This window comes from Blastococcus sp. TML/C7B (assembly GCF_016612845.1).
In the GTDB taxonomy this organism is placed as follows: Bacteria; Actinomycetota; Actinomycetes; order Mycobacteriales; family Geodermatophilaceae; genus Blastococcus.
Genome location: NZ_JAEOAA010000002.1, coordinates 376,221 through 395,814 on the forward strand (window position 1 = coordinate 376,221; position 19,594 = coordinate 395,814).

At 74.1% G+C, this 19,594-nt stretch carries 18 protein-coding genes and 1 pseudogene; 12 read left to right on the plus strand and 7 right to left on the minus strand.

The window, feature by feature from the left end; translation table 11 throughout:
• The first annotated feature begins 57 nt into the window (after positions 1-57).
• The 5 genes from JKP76_RS14700 to JKP76_RS14720 all read left to right on the plus strand — a co-directional run bounded on the left by JKP76_RS14700 (position 58) and on the right by JKP76_RS14720 (position 3,501).
• Positions 58-759: a histidine phosphatase family protein gene (locus tag JKP76_RS14700; protein WP_200491685.1), complete on the plus strand. Its 702-nt coding sequence runs from the start codon at positions 58-60 to the stop codon at positions 757-759.
• 54 nt (positions 760-813) lie between these two features.
• The gene (locus JKP76_RS14705; protein WP_200491686.1) at positions 814-1,365 is read left to right on the plus strand and encodes a DUF3090 family protein; all 552 of its coding nucleotides are present in this window, start codon (positions 814-816) and stop codon (positions 1,363-1,365) included.
• 14 nt (positions 1,366-1,379) lie between these two features.
• Positions 1,380-2,129 carry an SCO1664 family protein gene (locus JKP76_RS14710; protein ID WP_200491687.1) on the plus strand — a complete coding sequence of 250 codons (750 nt, stop codon included), beginning with the start codon at positions 1,380-1,382 and terminating at the stop codon, positions 2,127-2,129.
• A 167-nt stretch (positions 2,130-2,296) separates the two neighbouring features.
• Entirely contained in the window at positions 2,297-3,097 is an 801-nt protein-coding gene (locus JKP76_RS14715) for an acyl-CoA thioesterase II (protein ID WP_200491688.1), read from the plus strand.
• 11 nt (positions 3,098-3,108) lie between these two features.
• Positions 3,109-3,501 carry a VOC family protein gene (locus tag JKP76_RS14720; protein WP_200491689.1) on the plus strand — a complete coding sequence of 131 codons (393 nt, stop codon included), beginning with the start codon at positions 3,109-3,111 and terminating at the stop codon, positions 3,499-3,501.
• 24 nt (positions 3,502-3,525) lie between these two features.
• Here the strand turns inward: JKP76_RS14720 and JKP76_RS14725 are convergent, their stop codons facing one another.
• Both JKP76_RS14725 and JKP76_RS14730 read right to left on the minus strand, forming a co-directional pair.
• The gene (locus JKP76_RS14725; RefSeq protein WP_200491690.1) at positions 3,526-4,005 is read right to left on the minus strand and encodes an anthrone oxygenase family protein; all 480 of its coding nucleotides are present in this window, start codon (positions 4,003-4,005) and stop codon (positions 3,526-3,528) included.
• Between the two features lie 12 nt (positions 4,006-4,017).
• Positions 4,018-4,734: a maleylpyruvate isomerase family mycothiol-dependent enzyme gene (locus JKP76_RS14730; RefSeq protein ID WP_200491691.1), complete on the minus strand. Its 717-nt coding sequence runs from the start codon at positions 4,732-4,734 to the stop codon at positions 4,018-4,020.
• 75 nt (positions 4,735-4,809) lie between these two features.
• On the opposite strand from JKP76_RS14730, the gene mshC reads away from it, so the two are divergent.
• Together mshC and JKP76_RS14740 are read left to right on the plus strand one after the other, a co-directional pair.
• A complete protein-coding gene (mshC, locus tag JKP76_RS14735) occupies positions 4,810-6,069 on the plus strand; it encodes a cysteine--1-D-myo-inosityl 2-amino-2-deoxy-alpha-D-glucopyranoside ligase (protein WP_200491692.1) in 1,260 nt (419 codons plus the stop codon).
• Positions 6,069-7,124 carry an HD domain-containing protein gene (locus JKP76_RS14740; RefSeq protein WP_200491693.1) on the plus strand — a complete coding sequence of 352 codons (1,056 nt, stop codon included), beginning with the start codon at positions 6,069-6,071 and terminating at the stop codon, positions 7,122-7,124. The genes mshC and JKP76_RS14740 overlap by 1 nt, the downstream gene beginning before the upstream one ends.
• Before the next feature lie 258 nt (positions 7,125-7,382).
• Here the strand turns inward: JKP76_RS14740 and JKP76_RS24165 are convergent.
• Positions 7,383-8,541, minus strand: a pseudogene (locus JKP76_RS24165) (PAC2 family protein).
• On the opposite strand from JKP76_RS24165, the gene metH reads away from it, so the two are divergent.
• The gene (gene metH, locus JKP76_RS14750) at positions 8,453-12,247 is read left to right on the plus strand and encodes a methionine synthase (RefSeq protein ID WP_200491694.1); all 3,795 of its coding nucleotides are present in this window, start codon (positions 8,453-8,455) and stop codon (positions 12,245-12,247) included. The pseudogene JKP76_RS24165 and the gene metH sit on opposite strands and share 89 nt — an antisense overlap.
• Positions 12,248-12,271: 24 nt before the next feature.
• Here the strand turns inward: metH and JKP76_RS14755 are convergent, their stop codons facing one another.
• Positions 12,272-13,288 (minus strand): GGDEF domain-containing protein, encoded by a 1,017-nt coding sequence (locus JKP76_RS14755; RefSeq protein ID WP_200491695.1) that lies wholly within the window; start codon positions 13,286-13,288, stop codon positions 12,272-12,274.
• Positions 13,289-13,472: 184 nt separating this feature from the next.
• Here JKP76_RS14755 and JKP76_RS14760 point away from each other — a divergent pair, with 184 nt between their 5' ends.
• Complete coding sequence (locus tag JKP76_RS14760) at positions 13,473-14,189, plus strand: HAD family phosphatase (protein WP_200491696.1); 717 nt, start codon at positions 13,473-13,475, stop codon at positions 14,187-14,189.
• Between the two features lie 21 nt (positions 14,190-14,210).
• Here JKP76_RS14760 and JKP76_RS14765 read toward each other — a convergent pair whose 3' ends face one another.
• Together JKP76_RS14765 and JKP76_RS14770 are read right to left on the minus strand one after the other, a co-directional pair.
• Positions 14,211-14,744: an RDD family protein gene (locus JKP76_RS14765; RefSeq protein ID WP_200491697.1), complete on the minus strand. Its 534-nt coding sequence runs from the start codon at positions 14,742-14,744 to the stop codon at positions 14,211-14,213.
• A complete protein-coding gene (locus JKP76_RS14770) occupies positions 14,741-15,232 on the minus strand; it encodes a hypothetical protein (RefSeq protein WP_200491698.1) in 492 nt (163 codons plus the stop codon). Before JKP76_RS14770 ends, JKP76_RS14765 begins: the two co-directional genes overlap by 4 nt.
• Before the next feature lie 284 nt (positions 15,233-15,516).
• On the opposite strand from JKP76_RS14770, the gene JKP76_RS22640 reads away from it, so the two are divergent.
• Positions 15,517-15,639 carry a hypothetical protein gene (locus JKP76_RS22640; RefSeq protein ID WP_255522689.1) on the plus strand — a complete coding sequence of 41 codons (123 nt, stop codon included), beginning with the start codon at positions 15,517-15,519 and terminating at the stop codon, positions 15,637-15,639.
• Positions 15,640-15,749: 110 nt separating this feature from the next.
• Here JKP76_RS22640 and JKP76_RS14775 read toward each other — a convergent pair whose 3' ends face one another.
• On the minus strand, positions 15,750-16,703 hold the full coding sequence (locus tag JKP76_RS14775; RefSeq protein WP_200491699.1) for a RecB family exonuclease: 954 nt from the start codon (positions 16,701-16,703) through the stop codon (positions 15,750-15,752).
• Between the two features lie 146 nt (positions 16,704-16,849).
• Between JKP76_RS14775 and JKP76_RS14780 the strand changes: the two genes are divergently transcribed.
• Positions 16,850-17,698, plus strand: coding sequence for a tRNA (adenine-N1)-methyltransferase (locus JKP76_RS14780; protein WP_309229985.1), 849 nt, complete (start codon positions 16,850-16,852; stop codon positions 17,696-17,698).
• Positions 17,699-17,812: 114 nt separating this feature from the next.
• Positions 17,813-19,594 (plus strand): proteasome ATPase, encoded by a 1,782-nt coding sequence (gene arc, locus JKP76_RS14785; protein ID WP_200491700.1) that lies wholly within the window; start codon positions 17,813-17,815, stop codon positions 19,592-19,594.

Below are 19,594 nucleotides of genomic sequence, written 5' to 3' on the forward strand. Positions count from 1 at the left end.
GCCCGGACGCCCGGAACCCCGCCCTCGCGGGCGCCCGCTCCCCGTAGTGTCCGCGCTGTGACCACGGTGATCCTGCTCCGCCACGGGCGGACGACGGCCAACGCCGGCGGCGTGCTGGCGGGGTGGACGCCCGGCGTCCGGCTCGACGAGACCGGGGAGGCGCAGGTCGCCGCGGTGGGGGAGCGGCTGGCCAAGGTGCCGCTGGCCGCGGTGGTCAGCAGCCCGCTGGAGCGCTGCGTGCAGACGGCGACGGCGGTCACCGCCGGGCGCGACCTCGAGCTGCGCACCGACGAGCGCCTCGGCGAGGCCCGCTACGGCGACTGGACCGGCCGCGCCATCAAGGAGCTGGCCAAGGAGCCGCTCTGGAAGATCGTCCAGCAGCACCCCTCGGCCGCGGTCTTCCCCGGCCCGGAGGGGGAGGGGCTCGCGCAGACCCAGGCCCGCGCCGTCGCCGCCGTCCGCGCGGTGAACGCCGAGCTCGGCCCGGACGCCGTCTGGCTGGCCTGCAGCCACGGCGACGTCATCAAGGCGGTGCTGGCCGACGCGCTGGGCCTGCACCTGGACCAGTTCCAGCGGATCGTCGTCGACCCGGCGTCGATCTCGGTGGTCACCTACACCGAGACCCGGCCGTTCGTGGCGCGGGTCAACGACACCGGCGGTGACGTCTCGGCGCTGATCCCGCCGCCGCCGAAGAAGCGGGGCCGGCGCAGGGCGTCCTCGGACGCCGTCGTCGGTGGCGGGGCCGGCGCGCCCGCCTGACCTCCCCGGCGGCGACCCCGGCGGTCCCCGGCACCGCCCGCGTAACCTGGGCATGTGCCCCGTCAGGTCCATCTCTTCGACCGTCCGAGCCGGTTCGTCGCCGGCACCGTGGGCCAGCCAGGAGACCGCACCTTCTACCTCCAGGCGTCCGACAGCAGTGGCCGCACGGTCAGCGTCGCCCTGGAGAAGAACCAGGTCCAGGTGCTGGCCGACCGCATGGCCGAGCTGCTCGACGAGGTCGCCGGCCGCGCCGACGCGGTGATCCCGCCCGACGCCGACGTCGACGACCTCGAGCCGCTCACCCCGCCCGTGGACGAGGAGTTCCGGGTCGCGGCCATGGGCCTGGCCTGGGACGGCTCGGAGCAGGCCGTCGTCGTCGAGGCGGTAGCGGCCGGCGAGGAGCCGATCGAGGAGGACGCGATCCTCTCCGACAGCGACGAGGGCCCCGACGCGCTGCGGGTGACCATCACCCCGATGGCGGCGCGGGCGTTCATCGCCCGGGCCCGGCGGGTCATCGCCGCAGGCCGGCCCTCCTGCCCGCTGTGCTCGATGCCGCTCGACCCGACCGGCCACGTCTGCCCGCGGCAGAACGGCTACCGCCGCTGACCGGCGGCGCGTCGATGAGCGAGCAGCCCGCCGAACCGGACACCCGGCCGCCGGCCGACGACGCCGAGGCGCTGCACCTGCTGAGCACCGGCGAGATCGACCTCGAGGGCCGGATGCTCGACGCGTCCAACGTGACCCTGGTGGGCACCATCCGCGCCGGGGAGCTCGGCGCCGAGTGCGTCTACAAGCCGGTCGCGGGGGAGCGCCCGCTCTGGGACTTCCCCGACGGCACCCTCGCCGGGCGGGAGATCTCCGCGTTCCTCGTCTCGCAGGCCACCGGCTGGCGGGTCGTGCCGCCGACGGTGCTGCGCGAGGGCCCCTTCGGCACCGGCATGGTGCAGCTGTGGATCGACGGCGACGAGGACGTCGACCTGGCCGAGTACGTGCGGCGGGACGACCCGGCGCTGCGCCGCATGGCCGTCTTCGACGCGGTGGTGAACAACGCCGACCGCAAGGGCGGGCACATCATCCCGATGCCCGACGGGCACGCCTACGGCGTCGACCACGGCATCTGCTTCTCCGCCGAGCCCAAGCTGCGCACCCTGCTGTGGCGCTGGGCCGGCCGGCCGATCCCGCTGGCGTCGCTGGAGGTGCTGGAGCGGCTGGCCGAGGAGCTGCGCGGCGACCTCGGCGAGCAGCTGCACGAGCACCTGACCCGCCGCGAGGTGCGCCGCACGTCCCAGCGCGTCGCCGAGCTGCTGCGCACCAAGCTGCACCCCGAGCCCAGCGGCGACTGGCCGGCCCTGCCCTGGCCGCCGTTCTGAGCTCGCCCTCCTAGCGCTCTGCGCGCCCGGATGCGTCCGCGGGTGGTCTCCGGGTCCGGCGAGGCCACGCTCGTGCGCATGCGGGCGGTCCCAGGAGCGTCGCTTGCGCGGGAACGCGGCCGTCGGGGAGTGTGGCGGTGTGATGGATCTTTGGCGAGGCCACCCGGGTGGAGCAGGTCGACGAGGGTCTCTTCCGGGGGACGCCGTCGCCCGAGTGGGACATCTGGGGCCCGATGGGCGGCTACATCGCCTCGTTCGCGCTGCGCGCGGTCGGGGCGACGGCGGGCGAGCTGCAGCCGGCCGCGTTCTCCTGCCACTACCTGGGCGTGGCCCGGCCCGAGCCGGTCGACATCGAGGTGCACCACGCCAAGCCGGGCCGGACGGCCGCGTCGTCGACGGTCACGATCACCCAGACCGGGCGGCCGATCCTCAACGCGATGATCTGGGCCGTGGGCCCGAACGAGGGCCTCGAGCACGACGAGTCCGTGGCCCCCGACGTCCCCGGGCCGGACGAGCTGCGGCCGATGTCGGAGCTGATGCCCGAGGGCTCCGCCGCGCCGGTGCCGTTCTGGAACAACATCGAGAGCCGCCCGATCACTTTCGACGCCACCCGGCCGCCGGAGGGCCCGAGCCCCGCCGTCTGGCAGCAGTGGCTGCGGTTCCGGGGGACGCCGACCTTCGCCGACCCGTGGACCGACGCCGCCCGGTCGGTCGTCCTCATCGACCTGCCGAGCTGGCCGGCCGCCGTCCGCCCGCACGCCTGGCAGCGGCCCCCGTTCACCGCGCCGACGCTGGACCTCAACGTCGCCTTCCACCGGCCGGCGCTGGACGAGCCCTGGCTGCTCTGCGACGGCGCGGCGCCGGTCTCCACGCGGGGGATGTTCGGCTGGCGGGCCAACGTGTGGTCGCCCGGCGGCGCGCTGCACGCCTCCGGTGGGGGCCAGTGCCTCTACCGGCGCATGCGCTGAGCGGGCCGGTCGTGCCGCACCGCAGCCGCCTGTCGATCCTGCTGCTCGACCTGCCGCCCGAGCACCACGCCGCCGGGTCCGCGTTCTGGTCGGGTGCGACCGGCCGGGCCGTCGCACCCGACCCCGATGACGAGGACTGGGGGACGCTCGGCTCGTTCGCCGACGGCTGGCACGTGGAGATCCAGCGGACCGGTGCGGGCACCCCGCCGCGCTGGCACGTCGACGTCGAGACCGACGACGTCGAGGCCGAGGTCGCGCGGCTGGAGGCGCTCGGCGCGACCCGGCACCGCTTCGTCGAGCCCGGCGGCTTCTGGCAGCTGCTCGACCCGGCGGGGATGGTCTTCTGCGTCGTCGGCGTGCAGACCGGCGAGGAGTTCGACCGGCACGCCGTCACCTGGCCCTGAGGGCCCGGTGATCCCCGACCGCCCTCAGCCGGCCAGCGCCATCAGGTGCGCGGCGCACGCCGCGAGGCAGGTGACGGTGCGGAGGTGGTTCCAGCGCGCCCACGCGCGCACGTAGCCCCGCCACCGGTCCGCCGTCCCTTCGGCCTCCGGGTCGGCCGCGGCGAGCGCGTCGTTCAGGGGCACGTTCGCCGCAGCGGTCACCGCCACCCCGCCGAGCAGGTACAGCGCGCTCCCGGCGACCACCCAGGGCGCCCCTTCCTCGCCCCAGGCGGTGACCGCGCCCACGCCGGCGGCGAGGCAGATCGCGGCGGTGCCGAACAGCGCGGTCATCAGGCCGGGCCGCACCGCCGTGCGGTTGATCGACTGCATGGCGGCGACCCCGCCCGCCGCCGGGAGCCGCGCCAGCCCCTGCAGGACGAAGGTGGAGAAGGCGAAGAAGACCCCGCCGACCAGCCCGCAGCCGAGCGCGGCGACGCCGGTGAGGACCTGCAGCGAGGTGGGCACGTCAGCTCCCGGTCACCCGAGGTCGACCAGGTCGAACATCGCCGCGGCCTGCAGCCCGTCGCCGTCGACGGTGAGCACCTCGAGGGGCACCCGCCGCCACACCGCGAGCAGCAGGTCGCCGGCGGTGCCGGTCAGGGCGGCGATCGGGAAGGGCCGCGAGCCGGGGAAGAGCGTGCGCTCGGCGTCGGCGTCCACCGCGTGGAGGACGACGGGGTGCGCGTGCGGGGGAGGCCCGTCCGGGAGGCTCGCCGGCACCATCACCTCCAGCCACTCGTCCAGCCCGTCGAGGCCGATGTCGGCCGGGATCGGGCGGACGTCGCCCAGCACCTGCTCGGCGTCGGCGGTGTGCACGGTCGCCTCCTGGAGCTGCCGGCGCAGCACGAAGCCGACGTCCTGCCGCGGGCCCCACGTCCACACCCGCTCGCCCGGGTCGGCCGCGGCCAGCGCCGCCTCCAGCTCGGCGCTGCGGGCCGCGCCGTAGGCGAGCAGCTCGTCGTCGGGGTGCCGGGCGGGTTCGGCGTAGCCGGCCGGGCTCTCGGCCCGGGTGCGCATCACCCACGCCCAGAACCGCTGGACGGTGGCCAGGTGCCAGACGAGGTCGGCCAGCGTCCAGCCGGGGCAGCCGGGCACCCGGGCGGACCACCCGCGGTCCAGGACGGCGGCCGCCGTCACGTCGGCGAACCGGTCGTCGGCCCGGCGCAACGCCGGCAGGTACTGCTCGATCTCCATGGGCGTCCTCCCCGGGCGAGGACCGCAGCGGACGTGCGGACCGGCGGCGTCGGACCCGCAATCTAGGCTCGGGTCGTGCTCTCCTGGCCCGCTCCGCTCCTGCCGACCCTCCCGGGGACCGGATCCGTCCTCTCGGTGCACGACACCGCCCGCGGAGAGGTCGTCCCCACGAGCCCGGACCGCACGGCGCGCATGTACGTCTGCGGCATCACCCCCTACGACGCCACCCACCTGGGCCACGCCGCCACCTACCTGGCGTTCGACCTGATCAACCGGGTGTGGCGGGACGCGGGGCACGCCGTGCACTACGTCCAGAACGTCACCGACATCGACGACCCGCTGCTCGAGCGCGCCGAGCGCGACGGCGAGGACTGGGTCGTGCTCGCCATGCGCGAGACGGCGCTGTTCCGCGAGGACATGACGGCGCTGCGGGTGCTCCCGCCCGAGGACTACGTCGGCGCGGTCGAGGCGATCCCGCGCATCGTGGGCTACGTCGAGGAGATGCTCGACGCCGGCCTGGCCTACGTGCTGGACGACGGCACCGGCGACGTCTACCACGACATCGCGCAGGCCCCCGGCTTCGGCAGCGAGTCCCGCTACGACGAGGCGACCATGCTGCGCTTCTTCGCCGAGCGGGGCGGCGACCCCGACCGGGCCGGCAAGCGGCAGCCGCTGGACCCGATGCTGTGGCGCGGCGAGCGCGAGGGCGAGCCCTCGTGGCCGGGCCCGCGCGGCACGAAGGGCCGGCCCGGCTGGCACATCGAGTGCGCCGCGATCGCCCTGGACACCATCGGCATGGGCTTCGACGTGCAGGGCGGTGGCAGCGACCTGGTCTTCCCGCACCACGAGTACTCCGCCGTCCACGCCGAGGCGCTGCGCGCCGGCGGGGCCACCGAGCCCTTCGCCCGGGCCTACGTGCACGCGGCGATGATCGGCCTCGACGGCGAGAAGATGAGCAAGAGCCGCGGCAACCTGGTGTTCGTCTCCAAGCTGCGCGGCGAGGGCGTCGACCCCATGGCGATCCGGCTGGCGCTGCTCTCCGGGCACTACCGCACCGACCGCGCCTGGACGCCGGCCCTGCTGCACGAGGCGCAGGAGCGGCTGGCCACCTGGCGGCGCGCCGTCGCCCAGGGCACCGGCGCCCCGGCCGGCCCGGTGCTGCACGGCCTGCGCGAGCGGCTGGCCGACGACCTCGACAGCCCCGGCGCCATCGCCGTCGTCGACGCGTGGGCCGCGGCCACCCTCGCCGGCACCGGCGAGCAGGAGGAGCAGGCCCCGGCGATCGTCTGCGACGCCGTCGACGCGCTGCTCGGCGTCGCGCTGCAGGACTGCTGATGACCGGCGGGCTGCCCGGGCCGGAGGCCCCGTTCCGGTTCACCGACCGGGGCGCGCGCGAGCGCGCCGAGGAGCAGCTCGCCCCGGCCGCCTGCCGCTCCGCGGCCACCCGCGGGCGGGCCCGTCCGGAGGCCGAGGACCGGCTGCGGACGGCGTTCGAGCGGGACCGCGACCGCATCCTGCACGCCAAGGCGTTCCGCCGGCTCAAGCACAAGACGCAGGTCTTCCTCAACCCCGACGGCGACCACTTCGTCACCCGGCTCACCCACACGCTGCAGGTGACCCAGGTGGCGCGCTCGCTGGCCCGCGGCCTCGGCCTCAACGAGACCCTCGCCGAGGCGATCGCCCTGGCCCACGACGTCGGGCACTCGCCGTTCGGGCACATCGGCGAGGACGCCTTCGACCCCTACGTCCCCGGCGGCTGGCACCACGCCGCGCAGGGGGTGCGGATCGTCGAGGTGCTCGAGGACCTCAACCTCACCTGGGAGGTGCGCGACGGCGTCCGCGCGCACAGCTGGAAGATCACGCCGCCGCCGTCCACCCGCGAGGCCGAGTGCGTGCGCTACGCCGACCGGATCGGCTACCTCTCGCACGACGCGCTCGACGCCGTCCGCGCCGGGGTGCTGCGCCCCACCGACCTCCCGGCGAGCACCCGTGCGGTGTTCGGCGAGCCGGGCAGCCAGATGGTGGGCGCGATGATCGAAGCCGTCATCGAGGGCTCGCTGACCTCCGGCAGCGGCCAGGTGGTCATGGCGCCCGGGCCGCTCGAGGCGATGCACGAGCTGCGGGCGTTCATGTTCGAGCGGGTGTACGAGTCCGAGACCGCCGCGGGGCAGAAGCACGTGGCGGTCGACGTCATCCGCCGGCTGGTCGACCACCACCTGGCGCACCCCGAGCTGCTCCCGGCGTCCTACCGGGACACCGAGGCCGACGCCGTCACCCAGGTCGTCGACTACGTCAGCGGCATGACCGACCGGTTCGCGCTCAACACCCACGACCGCCTCTTCGACGACGACGCGAGCAGCAGGTTGACGCCCCTGCTCCGCGACCGCTGACGCTCAGCCCCCGGTCCATCGACCGCGCGCGGACGAGATCGCGCTGACGGCGGTCCTCACCACGAGGAGGGCAGCCCTCGGCGTGCGTTGATCATCGCCGAGCCGCGGTCACGCGCCCGGTCCTCGACGGCCGAGTGCTGAGCTGCTGCGGTGAGGTCGTGAGGAGTGGGGCCCGGAGGGTCCCCGCGATCGAGCGACGCAGCGGCTCAGCGCCGGTGGGGGACGGCACCTGACCGCGGTGCGATCCGGAGGATCGCGTCAGGAATTCCCCCGGCGGCGCAGGTAGCGCTCGAACTCGCGGGCGATCGAGTCGCCGTTGGCCTGGGAAAGGTCGACCTCGGCGGCGCGCTCCTCGAGCGAGCGCACGTACTCGACGACCTCCTCGTCCTCGTTGGCCATCTCGTCGACGGTCTGCACCCACTCCTCGGCCTGCTGGGGGAGCGCCCCGACCGGCACGGCGATCTCCAGCACCTCCTCGACGCGGCGCAGCAGCGCCAGCGTCGCGCGCGGCGAGGGCGGCTGGGAGACGTAGTGCGGCACCGCCGCCCAGAAGCTGATCGCCGGCAGGCCGGCCTGCACGCAGGCGTCCTGGAACACGCCGAGGATCCCGGTGGGGCCCTCGTACCGGGAGGTCTCCAGCCCGTAGGCCTGCGCCTGAGTCGTCGTCGTAGGCCGAGCCGGTGACCGGGGTGGGGCGGGTGTGCGGGGTGTCGGCCAGCAGCGCGCCCAGGGCGACGACGGTCTGCGCGCCGAGCTCCCGGAGCAGGCCGATCAGCTCCGCGCAGAAGGACCGCCAGCGCATGTTCGGCTCGATGCCGCGCACCAGGATCACTTCCCGCGGGCTCTCCGGCGGGCGGACGACGGAGATCCGCGTCGTCGGCCACTCGATGCGCCGGCTCACGCCGTCGATCAGCGAGACGGTCGGCCGGTTGACCTGGAAGTCGTAGTACTCCTCGGGGTCGAGGGCGGCGAGCGGGGTGGCGTCCCAGATCAGCTCCAGGTGCTCGACCGCACCCGTCGCGGCGTCGCCGGCGTCGTTCCAGCCCTCGAAGGCCACGACCACCACCGGGTCGGTGAGGTCGGGCATGTCCTCGGCGCTGGGCTGCGGGTCGATCACCCCTGCCAGCCTACGTCGATCCACCCGGGGCGTCGGACGACGACGACCGCGAACCCCGGAGAGGGGACGTGCCCCTCCGCCGCGGGCAGAGGTGAGACCATGGGGCCGACATCGGGACCGCCCAAGCCTGGGCCAACCCGCCGGGGTGCCGGAGCTCGCGCGCGCGAAGCCAGGGCCCGCACACCCACAGCGACCACCATGGGGAACACCTGTGACCGAGTCACCCGTCCTCCGCCCCGACGCGACCGCCGAGCTGACCGCGCTGCTGGCCCAGCGCATCCTGGTGCTCGACGGCGCCATGGGCACCGCGATCCAGCGCGACCGTCCCGACGAGGCCGGCTACCGCGGCGAGCGCTTCGCGGACTGGCCGAGCGACGTCCAGGGCAACAACGACCTGCTCAGCATCACCCAGCCCGAGATCATCGCCGGCATCCACCGCGAGTACCTCGAGGCCGGCGCCGACCTGCTCGAGACCAACACCTTCAACGCCACGACGATCTCGCTGGCCGACTACGGCATGTCCGAGCTCGCCTACGAGCTCAACGTCGCCTCGGCCCGGCTGGCCCGCCGCGAGGCCGACGCGATGACCGCGCGTACCCCGGACAAGCCCCGGTACGTCGTCGGCGCGATCGGCCCGACCAGCCGGACGGCGTCCATCTCGCCCGACGTCAACGACCCGGGCGCCCGCAACGTCACCTACGACCAGCTGGTCGAGGCCTACCTGGAGCAGGCCAACGGCCTGGTCGACGGCGGCGCGGACGTGCTGCTGATCGAGACGATCTTCGACACGCTCAACGCCAAGGCGGCGATCTTCGCGCTGGAGACGCTGTTCGAGGAGCGGGGCCGGCGCTGGCCGGTGATGATCTCCGGCACGATCACCGACGCCTCGGGCCGGACCCTGTCCGGGCAGGTCACCGAGGCGTTCTGGCACTCGGTGCGGCACGTGAAGCCGCTGCTGGTCGGGCTGAACTGCGCCCTCGGCGCCAAGGAGATGCGGCCCTACATCGCCGAGATCTCGCGCGTCGCCGACACCTTCGTCTCCTGCTATCCCAACGCCGGCCTGCCCAACGCCTTCGGCGAGTACGACGAGACGCCCGACGAGACGGCCGCGATCGTGGCCGAGTTCGCCGACGCGGGCTTCGTCAACCTGGTCGGCGGCTGCTGTGGCACCACGCCCGCGCACATCGCCGCCATCGCGCGCGACGTCGACGGGAAGACGCCGCGCGTGGTGCCCGAGGTGGCGCCCGCGCTGCGGCTGTCCGGCCTGGAGCCGCTGACCGTCACCGAGGAGTCGCTGTTCGTCAACGTCGGCGAGCGCACCAACATCACCGGCTCGGCGCGCTTCCGGAACCTGATCAAGGCCGGCGACTACCCGGCGGCCCTGGCCGTCGCCCGCCAGCAGGTCGAGGCCGGCGCGCAGGTCATCGACGTCAACATGGACGAGGGGATGATCGACGGCGTCGAGGCGATGGACCGCTTCACCAAGCTCATCGCCTCCGAGCCCGACATCTCCCGCGTCCCGGTGATGGTCGACTCCTCCAAGTGGGAGGTGATCGAGGCCGGCCTCAAGTGCGTGCAGGGCAAGGCGATCGTCAACTCCATCTCCCTCAAGGAGGGCGAGGAGAAGTTCGTCCGCGAGGCCCGGCTGTGCCGCAAGTACGGCGCCGCCGTCGTCGTCATGGCCTTCGACGAGGACGGCCAGGCCGACACCCTGGAGCGCCGGAAGCAGATCTGCCGCCGGGCGTACGACGTCCTCACCGAGAAGGTGGGCTTCCCGGCCGAGGACATCATCTTCGACCCGAACGTCTTCGCCGTCGCCACGGGCATCGAGGAGCACGCGAACTACGGCGTCGACTTCATCGAGGCCGCCCGCTGGATCAAGCAGAACCTGCCGGGCGCGCTGGTCTCCGGCGGCGTCTCGAACGTCTCGTTCTCCTTCCGCGGGAACAACCCGGTGCGCGAGGCCATCCACGCCGTGTTCCTCTTCCACGCGATCCGCGCGGGGATGGACATGGGCATCGTCAACGCCGGCGCCCTCGAGGTGTACGACGAGGTGCCCGAGCTGCTGCGCGAGCGGATCGAGGACGTCATCCTCAACCGCCGCCCCGACAGCACCGAGCGGCTGCTGGAGATCGCCGGCGACTTCGCCGGCGACGGCACCGTCAAGGAGGTCGCCACCGAGGAGTGGCGCAGCCTGCCGGTGGGGGAGCGGATCACCCACGCGCTGGTGAAGGGCATCGACGCCTTCGTCGAGGGCGACACCGAGGAGCTGCGCGCCCAGATCAGCGAGCGCGGTGGCCGGCCGATCGAGGTCATCGAGGGCCCGCTGATGGACGGCATGAACGTCGTCGGCGACCTGTTCGGCGCGGGCAAGATGTTCCTGCCGCAGGTGGTGAAGTCCGCGCGGGTGATGAAGAAGGCGGTCGCCTACCTCATCCCGTTCATCGAGGCGGAGAAGAAGCCCGGCGACGCCGAGCGCAGCAACGGCAAGGTCGTCATGGCCACCGTGAAGGGCGACGTCCACGACATCGGCAAGAACATCGTCGGCGTCGTCCTGCAGTGCAACAACTACGACGTCGTCGACCTCGGCGTCATGGTGCCGGCGCAGAAGATCCTCGACGCCGCCAAGGCCGAGGGCGCCGACGTCATCGGGCTGTCCGGGCTCATCACGCCGTCGCTGGACGAGATGGTCACCCTGGCCTCGGAGATGGAGCGCCAGGGCTTCGAGATCCCGCTGCTCATCGGCGGGGCGACGACGTCGCGCGCGCACACCGCGGTCAAGGTGGCGCAGAAGTACTCCGGCCCGGTCATCTGGGTGAAGGACGCCTCCCGGTCGGTGCCGGTCGTGGCGGCGCTGCTGTCGGACGAGCAGCGGCCGGCGCTGCTGGCCGAGACCGAGGCGGAGTACGCGACGCTGCGGGAGCGGCACGCCGCCCGCCAGGACACCCGCTCGCTGCTGCCCATCGCCCGGGCACGCGAGGCCGCGACCCCGATCGACTGGACCGGGTACGTGCCGCCCCGCCCGCGGATGCTGCTGCAGCAGGCGAAGGACGTCTGCGACGGCCCCGCGTGCACCCTCGGGACGGCGACCCAGTTCGTGCGGCACTTCCACGACTACCCGCTGGCCGAGCTGCGCGACTACATCGACTGGCAGCCGTTCTTCAACGCCTGGGAAATGCGCGGGCGGTTCCCCGACATCCTGCACAACCCCACCACCGGCGAGGCCGCGCGGCGGCTCTACGAGGACGCGCAGGCGATGCTCGACCGGATCGTCGAGGAGAAGTGGCTGCGCGCCTCGGGCGTGTTCGGCCTCTTCCCGGCCGCCCAGGTGGCCGGCGACGACATCGAGGTCTACACCGACGAGTCGCGCACCGAGGTGCGCACCGTCCTGCACCAGCTGCGCCAGCAGACCGAGGGCCGGGACGGGTCGCCCCGCAAGTCGCTGGCCGACTTCGTCGCGCCGCGGGAGACCGGGCTGCGCGACCACGTCGGCGCGTTCGCCGTCACCGCCGGGCTCGGTTCGGCCGAGCGGGTGCAGGCGTTCAAGAAGGAGCACGACGACTACAACGCGATCATGCTCGAGGCGCTGGCCGACCGGCTGGCCGAGGCGTTCGCCGAGCGCCTGCACGAGCGGGTGCGCAGGGAGTTCTGGGGCTACGCCGCCGACGAGCACCTGGACAACGAGGCGCTGATCGCCGAGAAGTACGCCGGCATCCGCCCGGCGCCGGGCTACCCCGCCTGCCCCGAGCACACCGAGAAGCAGACGATCTGGGAGCTGCTCGACGTCGAGGCGCACACCGGCATCCAGCTCACCGAGAGCATGGCCATGTGGCCGGGGGCCGCGGTCAGCGGGCTGTACTTCTCGCACCCGCAGTCCCAGTACTTCGTGCTCGGGCGGGTCGGCCGCGACCAGGTCGAGGACTACGCCAGGCGGAAGGGCTGGACGGTCGACGAGGCCGAGCGGTGGCTCTCGCCCAACCTGGGCTACCGCACCGAGGACGAGTAAGCTGACCGGGCGGGGGGCGCCGGGTCAGGAGGCGGCGGCCTCCACGGCAGCCGACACGGCGGTGCCCTCGACGGGCACTCCGGACAGCGCGGCGGCGCCCCGCCCGTCGGCCTTCACGCGGTAAAGCGCCAGGTCGGCGCGGCGCATCAGCTGCGCCGCGGTGTCGCCGGCCCGGCGCTCGGCGACCCCGGCGGAGACGCCGACGTCGGGCACCAGCGAGCAGAGGTGCCGGACGACGGTCAGCGCCTCGCTGCCGGAGCGCCCGGGCAGCAGCAGGGCGAACTCGTCGCCGCCGTGCCGGGCGAGCACGGCCCCCTCGGGCAGGGCGGCCCGCCAGGCGGTGGACACCCGGCGCAGCAGCCGGTCCCCGGCCTCGTGCCCGGCGCTGTCGTTGATCTGCTTGAAGTGGTCCAGGTCCAGCAGCCCGGCCGACAGCACCAGGCCGGGGCGGCGGACGCGCTCGTCGAGGGCCTCGTCGAAGCCGCGGCGGTTGGCCAGCCCGGTCAGCGCGTCGGCGTCGGCGTCGGAAGCCCGCAGCGCCAGCGTGCGGGTGACGGCCGACAGGGTGAGGACGACGACGGCCAGCGCCGCCGCGCTCACGACGGGGGTGTCGCCGCGCAGCACGAGGGCGGCCGTGGTGCCGACGACCGCGGTGGCGATGTGCGCGAGCGCGATCCGGGCGTCGGCGAAGAAGCAGGCCATGACGCCGACGAAGGCCGAGATCGACGCGCAGACCACGGCCGTGACCGGGTCGGGGCTGATCAGCGTGACGGCGCTGATCAGGGCGCAGCCCAGGGTCACCAGCGCGCCCAGGAGCACCCGGGGGAAGGCGCTGCCCCAGCGCAGGACCGCCGTCCCCACCGAGGCGGCGAGCAGCCCGGCGGCCGCGACGGCCAGCCGGCGCCCGGGGTGGTTCGCACCGCCGGCGGCGGCCAGCAGCGCGGTCGCGCCGCCCGCGACGAAGAACAGCGCCAGCGTGCGTGCCATCGCCCGCGGGGAGGCGAGGTCGCGCAGCACGGCGGCGCCCGGGTGTGTGCTCACGCCCGGGTCATCGTCAGGACCGGCGGCGTGCTGGAGCGCCCGGGCTTCCCGCGGCCCGGCTCTCCTCCCGGAGGGGGAGCCGGGCCGGCGCCGCGGGGCGCTCCGGCCGCTCCGCTGGCAGGGCTGGGAGACTGGTGCACCGGCGCGCCCGCGCCGAGCCGCTCACGGAGGACGACCCCGCCCCATGCCGAGAACCCTCGCCGCAGTCCTGTTCGACATGGACGGGACGCTCGTCGAGACCGAGGAGTACTGGGGCGAGGCGATGTTCGAGCTCGCCGCCCGGCTGGGCGGCCGGATGTCGGCCGAGGCCCGGGCGCGGACGGTCGGCACGAGCATGCGGACCTCGATGCGCGTGCTGCACGACGACCTGGGCCTGGTCCGCACCGAGGAGGAGCTCCTCGCCGACGCCCGCTGGGTGGAGAACCGGACCGGCGAGCTGCTGGCCGGCTCGATCCCGTGGCGACCGGGCGCCGCCGACCTGCTGCGGGCCGTGCACGCGGCCGGTCTCGGCTCGGCGTTGGTGACCACGACGCCCCGCCGGATCGCCGACATCGTGCTGCGCCGCATCCGCGCGGACCTCGGCCTGGACCCCTTCGCCGTCACCGTCTGCGGGGACGAGGTGCCGGCCCGCAAACCCGATCCCGCGCCCTACCTGCAGGCGATGGCGGCGCTCGGGGTGGAGCCCGGCGGGTGCGTCGTCATCGAGGACTCCGCCGTCGGCATCGCCTCGGGGCTGGCCTCCGGCGCCGCCGTGCTCGGTGTCCCGACGCTGCAGGCCGTCGAGCCGGCCGAGGGGCTCGTGCTGCGGGCGGACCTCGCCGGGGTGGGCCTGCCGGAGCTGCGCGAGGTGCTCGCCTCGGCGCGGTCGAGCGCCGTGCCGGCGGGCCGGCCGTCCCCCTGACGCCGCTCCGGCCGTCGCCGGTCACCGGTAGCGGACGCTGGTGTGCAGGACGACGTCCTGCGCCGACCGGTTCCGCGGGCTGACCAGCACCCAGAACAGGCCGGGCATGAACAGCGCGCAGAGCACCGCGCGGACCGCGGCGTGCACGAGGTGCAGCCGCTCGCCGCGTGGTCCGGCCACCCGCAGCCCCATCAGCTGGTCGCCGTGGCTCCGCCCGGCCACGGTCCAGCTCGCCGTCCAGTAGACGGTCAGGACGGCGCCGACCGCCACGACCACCCAGGCGAAGGCCGGGGCTGTCAGCCGGAACGACGTCGGCGCCAGCAGGAAGCGGAACCCGACGACCGACGCGTAGGCCAGCAGGACCACCCCCGTGGCCAGGCCGACGTCCACGACGTTGGCGGCCGCCCGGGTCACGAAGCCGGCCGGGCGCCCGGAGGCCAGGAGCCGGCCGGACGGCGCGGGTGCTGCCGGGGCCACCCGCCAGGGGAACGGGCCGCCCGGCTCCGGCTCCCCGGAGGCCGGCGGGGAGGGCGGTCGCGTCCCGGTCCGGGTCACGTCCCCTCCACCGGGTAGCCGTCGGACCGCCCGCGGCGGCGGAGCAGGAGCCGGTCGACGAGCCGCTCCACCGCCCGGTCGGCGTCCAGGCCCTGGTCGCGCACGCTGCGGACCACGTCGGTGGACAGCGAGCTCGTGGACGACCGGATCAGGGCGGGCAGGTCGATCTCCCGGACGACGTAGTGCGCCAGCTCGACGACGTGCGCCCGCTCGATCACCCGGTCGATGTCGACCCGGTCGACGATCCCGTCGAGGTCGACCCGCTCGAGGACGCTGTCGATGTCCACCCGGTCGAGGACGCGGTCGACGTCGACCCGGTCCACGATCCGGTCCAGGTCCACCCGGTCCACGACCTTCCCGACGTCCACCCGGGCCACGAGCTCGTCGAGGTCCAGCCGGTCGATCACCCGCCCGATGTCCACGGCCGCCACCAGGGCGTCCAGGTCCAGGCGGGCGGCGACGGCGTCGAGGTCGACCCGGTCGAGCACGCGGTCGAGGTCCAGCCGGGCGGCGACGCGGTCGACGTCGAGGCGGGCGGGCCACCGCGTCCACGTCGAGGCCGCCGGCGATCCGCTGGACGTCCACGAACCGCTCGACCAGGCCCGCGACGTCGAGGCGGGAGAGCACCGCGACGGCGGCCCGGGGCAGCAGGGCGTCGGCCAGCGGTGACAGGCCGCGCTCGCCCGCGTGCCACACCCGGGCGGCGCCGCTGCCCAGGGCGCGCCGCACCGTCGGGCGTCCCCGGTGCCGTCGCCTCACGACGGTCGGCGGGGTGGTGTTCGGCGAGCTGCGCCGGCGCAGCGGGAGCGTGCTGGCGAGCGCGGGCGCCCACTGGGCGACGAACGCGCTCGGGGTGCTGGCCGGGCTGCTGGCCTGGCACCGGCCCAGGATGTGACGGGGGGAGGGAAGCGCGGCGAGAATGGGGGTGCTCCGCCAGGCGGGCGACAGAAGGCTGCTGCCTGGGGCGCGCACGCCTGGCGGAGTCTTCCCGCTCGCGCGCCGGGGTCAGCCCCGCTCGACGACCGGGAGGGTCCGCCAGCCCGCCGCCGCGGCGGCCTCGGCGGGGAACGGCGGGGGAGTGCCGCCGAAGGCGGGGCAGACGGCCTGGTGGTCGCACCAGCCGCACAGCCGGGACCGGTTCGGGCGGAAGTCGCCGGTGCTTGCGGCCCGCTCGATCGCCGACCAGATCGCCTGGAGCGTCCGCTCGAAGCGCAGCAGCTCCTGCTCGTCCGGGGCGTAGGTGAGCGCATCGCCGTCGCCGAGGTAGATCAGCTTGAGCTGGGCGGCCACCACGCCGCGGGTGCGCCACAGCACCAGCGCGTAGAACTTCATCTGGAACAGGGCCTTGTTCTCGAACGCCTCGCGGGGCATCGAGCCGGTCTTGTAGTCGACGACCCGCAGCGCACCGCTCGGGGCGACGTCCAGCCGGTCGACGAAGCCGCGCAGCAGCAGCCCGTCGGGGAGGGTGACCTCGACCAGTTCCTCGCGGCCGGCGGGCTCGATGCGGGTCGGGTCCTCGAGGGTGAAGTAGCGCTCGACCAGCCTGCCGGCCGAGGCCAGCCACGCCTCGACGGACTCGGGGGCGTTCACGTCGGTCTCGGCGCCCTCGCCCTGAGCGGCGGAGAACAGGTCGGCGACGCCGGGCTCGGCCTGCAGGTCGGCCCAGGCGGGCTCGAGCAGGTCCAGCGCGCCGGCGACCGTGCGCTGCGCGGCGGGCAGGTCGTAGAGCCGTTCGAGCACCGAGTGCACCAGCGTGCCCCGGACCATGGCCAGGCTCTTGCGCTCGGGGAGCCGGTCGATCGTGCGGAACCGGTAGAGCAGCGGGCACGTCTTGAAGTCCGCGGCGCGGCTGGGGGAGAGGGAGGGCCGGCGCGGTGCGCGGTCGGCCGCCTGCTCCGGGGCCGGGGCGGGCCCGGCGTCGGGCGCGAGCGGCGTGGTCGTCTCCACCGTCAGCGTCATGGGTCCGAGGCTAGGTCGGGGGAGCGACAGTTCCGAGCGCCCGCGCCGGACCGGGGACGGGGGTCACACCGGCGCCCTCCGTACCCTCGACGCCCGTGGACACCCAGCCCGACAGCGACCTCGACGTCCCCGCCGAGCCGGTCGGCGTGCCCGCCGGGCGACCGGAGCCGGTGGCCGGGGCCTTCGTCGCCGGGGACCGGGTGCAGCTGACCGACCCCAAGGGGCGGCTGCACACCGTCGTCCTGGAGCCGGGAAAGCAGTTCCACACCCACCGCGGGGCCATCGAGCACGACGACCTCATCGGGGCGCCGGAGGGGTCCGTCGTCCACTCGACGGCGAACACCGGCTACCTGGCGCTGCGCCCGCTGCTGGCCGACTACGTGCTCTCCATGCCCCGCGGCGCGCAGGTCATCTACCCCAAGGACGCCGCCCAGATCGTCGGCTTCGGCGACGTCGGCCCGGGCATGCGCGTCCTCGAGGCCGGCGCCGGCTCCGGAGCCCTCAGCTGCTCGCTGCTGCGGGCGGTGGGCTCGGAGGGGGCGCTCACCAGCTACGAGCGGCGCGAGGACTTCCTCGACGTCGCCCGGGGCAACGTGGGCGCGTTCTTCGGCGAGGTGCCGGCCAACTGGGACCTGCGCCTCGGCGACCTCGCCGACCACCCGGCCGACGAGGTCGTGGACCGCGTCGTCCTCGACATGCTCGAGCCGTGGGCGGTGCTGCCGACGGTGGCGGCCGCGCTGCGGCCCGGCGGCGTGCTGGTCGGCTACGTGGCGACGACGACCCAGCTGTCCACCTACGTGGAGGCGCTGCGCGAGCAAGGCGTGTGGACCGAGCCGCACGCCTGGGAGACGCTGCTGCGCCCGTGGCACGCGGTCGGCCTGGCGGTGCGCCCCGAGCACCGGATGGTCGCGCACACCGCGTTCCTGGTGACCGCCCGGCGGCTCGCCGAGGGCGCCGTCGCCCCCATCCGCCAGCGCCGCGCGCAGAAGTACTGACCCGGCTCCCCGCCCTGCGCGGGGAGCCACGGACCCCGCGCGAGCCCCCGGCGAACTGTCGTCGCGCGTGTATAGATTTGCGTCCTGGCTCCCCCGAATGTGCGGAGGTGCGCGATGGGCCCAGGTCCGATCGATGGTCCCGACGAGACGAAGGCGCGGCGCGAGCGTGACGTCGCCGCGCTGCTGACGCAGATCTCCTACCTCGAGGAGGAGATCGCGCTGCTGCGCCGCAAGGTGGCCGACAGCCCCCGCCAGGCGCGGGCGCTGGAGGAACGGATCTCCGAGGCGGAGGGCCGCGCAGCCTTCCTGTCCGAGCGGAACGACAAGCTCGCCTCGACGCTGCGCGACGCCCGCGAGCAGCTGGTCACGCTCAAGGAGGAGGTGGACCGGCTCGGTCAGCCGCCGTCCGGCTACGGCGTCTTCCTGGAGCGGCACGAGGACGGTTCGGTCGACGTCTTCACCAGCGGCCGCAAGATGCGGGTGACCCTCTCGCCGAACGTGGAGGGCCTGGACCTGCGCCCCGGCCAGGAGGTCATGCTCAACGAGGCGATGAACGTCGTCGAGGCGCGCGGGTTCGAGCGCGCCGGCGACGTCGTCATGCTCAAGGAGCTGCTCGAGCCGGTCGACGGCGTCACCCAGCGCGCCCTGGTCATCGGGCACACCGACGAGGAGCGGGTCGTCTACCTGGCCGACTCGCTGACCGACCAGCCGCTGCGGGTGGGGGACTCGCTGCTGCTGGAAGCGCGCTCGGGCTACGTGTACGAGCGGATCCCGAAGAGCGAGGTCGAGGAGCTCGTCCTCGAAGAGGTCCCCGACATCGACTACGCCGACATCGGCGGGCTGTCGCGGCAGATCGAGCAGATCCGCGACGCCGTCGAGCTGCCGTTCCTGCACGCGGACCTGTTCCGCGAGTACCAGCTGCGACCGCCGAAGGGCATCCTGCTGTACGGCCCGCCCGGGTGCGGCAAGACGCTGATCGCCAAGGCGGTCGCCAATTCCCTGGCCAAGAAGGTGTCGGCGCTCAAGGGCGAGGGGCAGGGGAAGTCCTACTTCCTCAACATCAAGGGTCCCGAGCTGCTCAACAAGTACGTCGGCGAGACCGAGCGGCACATCCGCCTGGTGTTCCAACGGGCGCGGGAGAAGGCCAGCGAGGGCACGCCGGTCATCGTGTTCTTCGACGAGATGGACTCGATCTTCCGCACCCGCGGGTCGGGGGTCTCCTCGGACGTCGAGTCGACGATCGTGCCGCAGCTGCTCAGCGAGATCGACGGCGTCGAGGGCCTGGAGAACGTCATCGTCATCGGCGCCTCCAACCGGGAGGACATGATCGACCCGGCGATCCTGCGGCCCGGCCGGCTCGACGTGAAGATCAAGATCGAGCGGCCGGACGCCGAGGCCGCGCGGGACATCTTCAGCAAGTACCTGCTGCCGACGCTGCCGCTTCACCCCGACGACCTGGCCGAGCACGGCGGCAGCCGCGAGGCGACGATCGCCGGGATGATCCAGCGCACCGTCGAGCGCATGTACACCGAGGTCGAGGAGAACCGCTTCCTCGAGGTCACCTACGCCAACGGTGACAAGGAGGTCCTGTACTTCAAGGACTTCAACTCCGGCGCCATGCTGCAGAACATCGTCGACCGCGCCAAGAAGATGGCGATCAAGGAGCGGCTGGAGACCGGCACCGGCGGCCTGCGGGTGGGCCACCTCATGCAGGCCTGCGTCGACGAGTTCAAGGAGAACGAGGACCTGCCCAACACGACCAACCCCGACGACTGGGCGCGGATCTCGGGCAAGAAGGGCGAGCGGATCGTCTACATCCGCACGCTGATCAGCGGCAAGGGCAACGAGTCCGGTCGCGCGATCGACACGGCCACGAACACCGGCCAGTACCTGTAG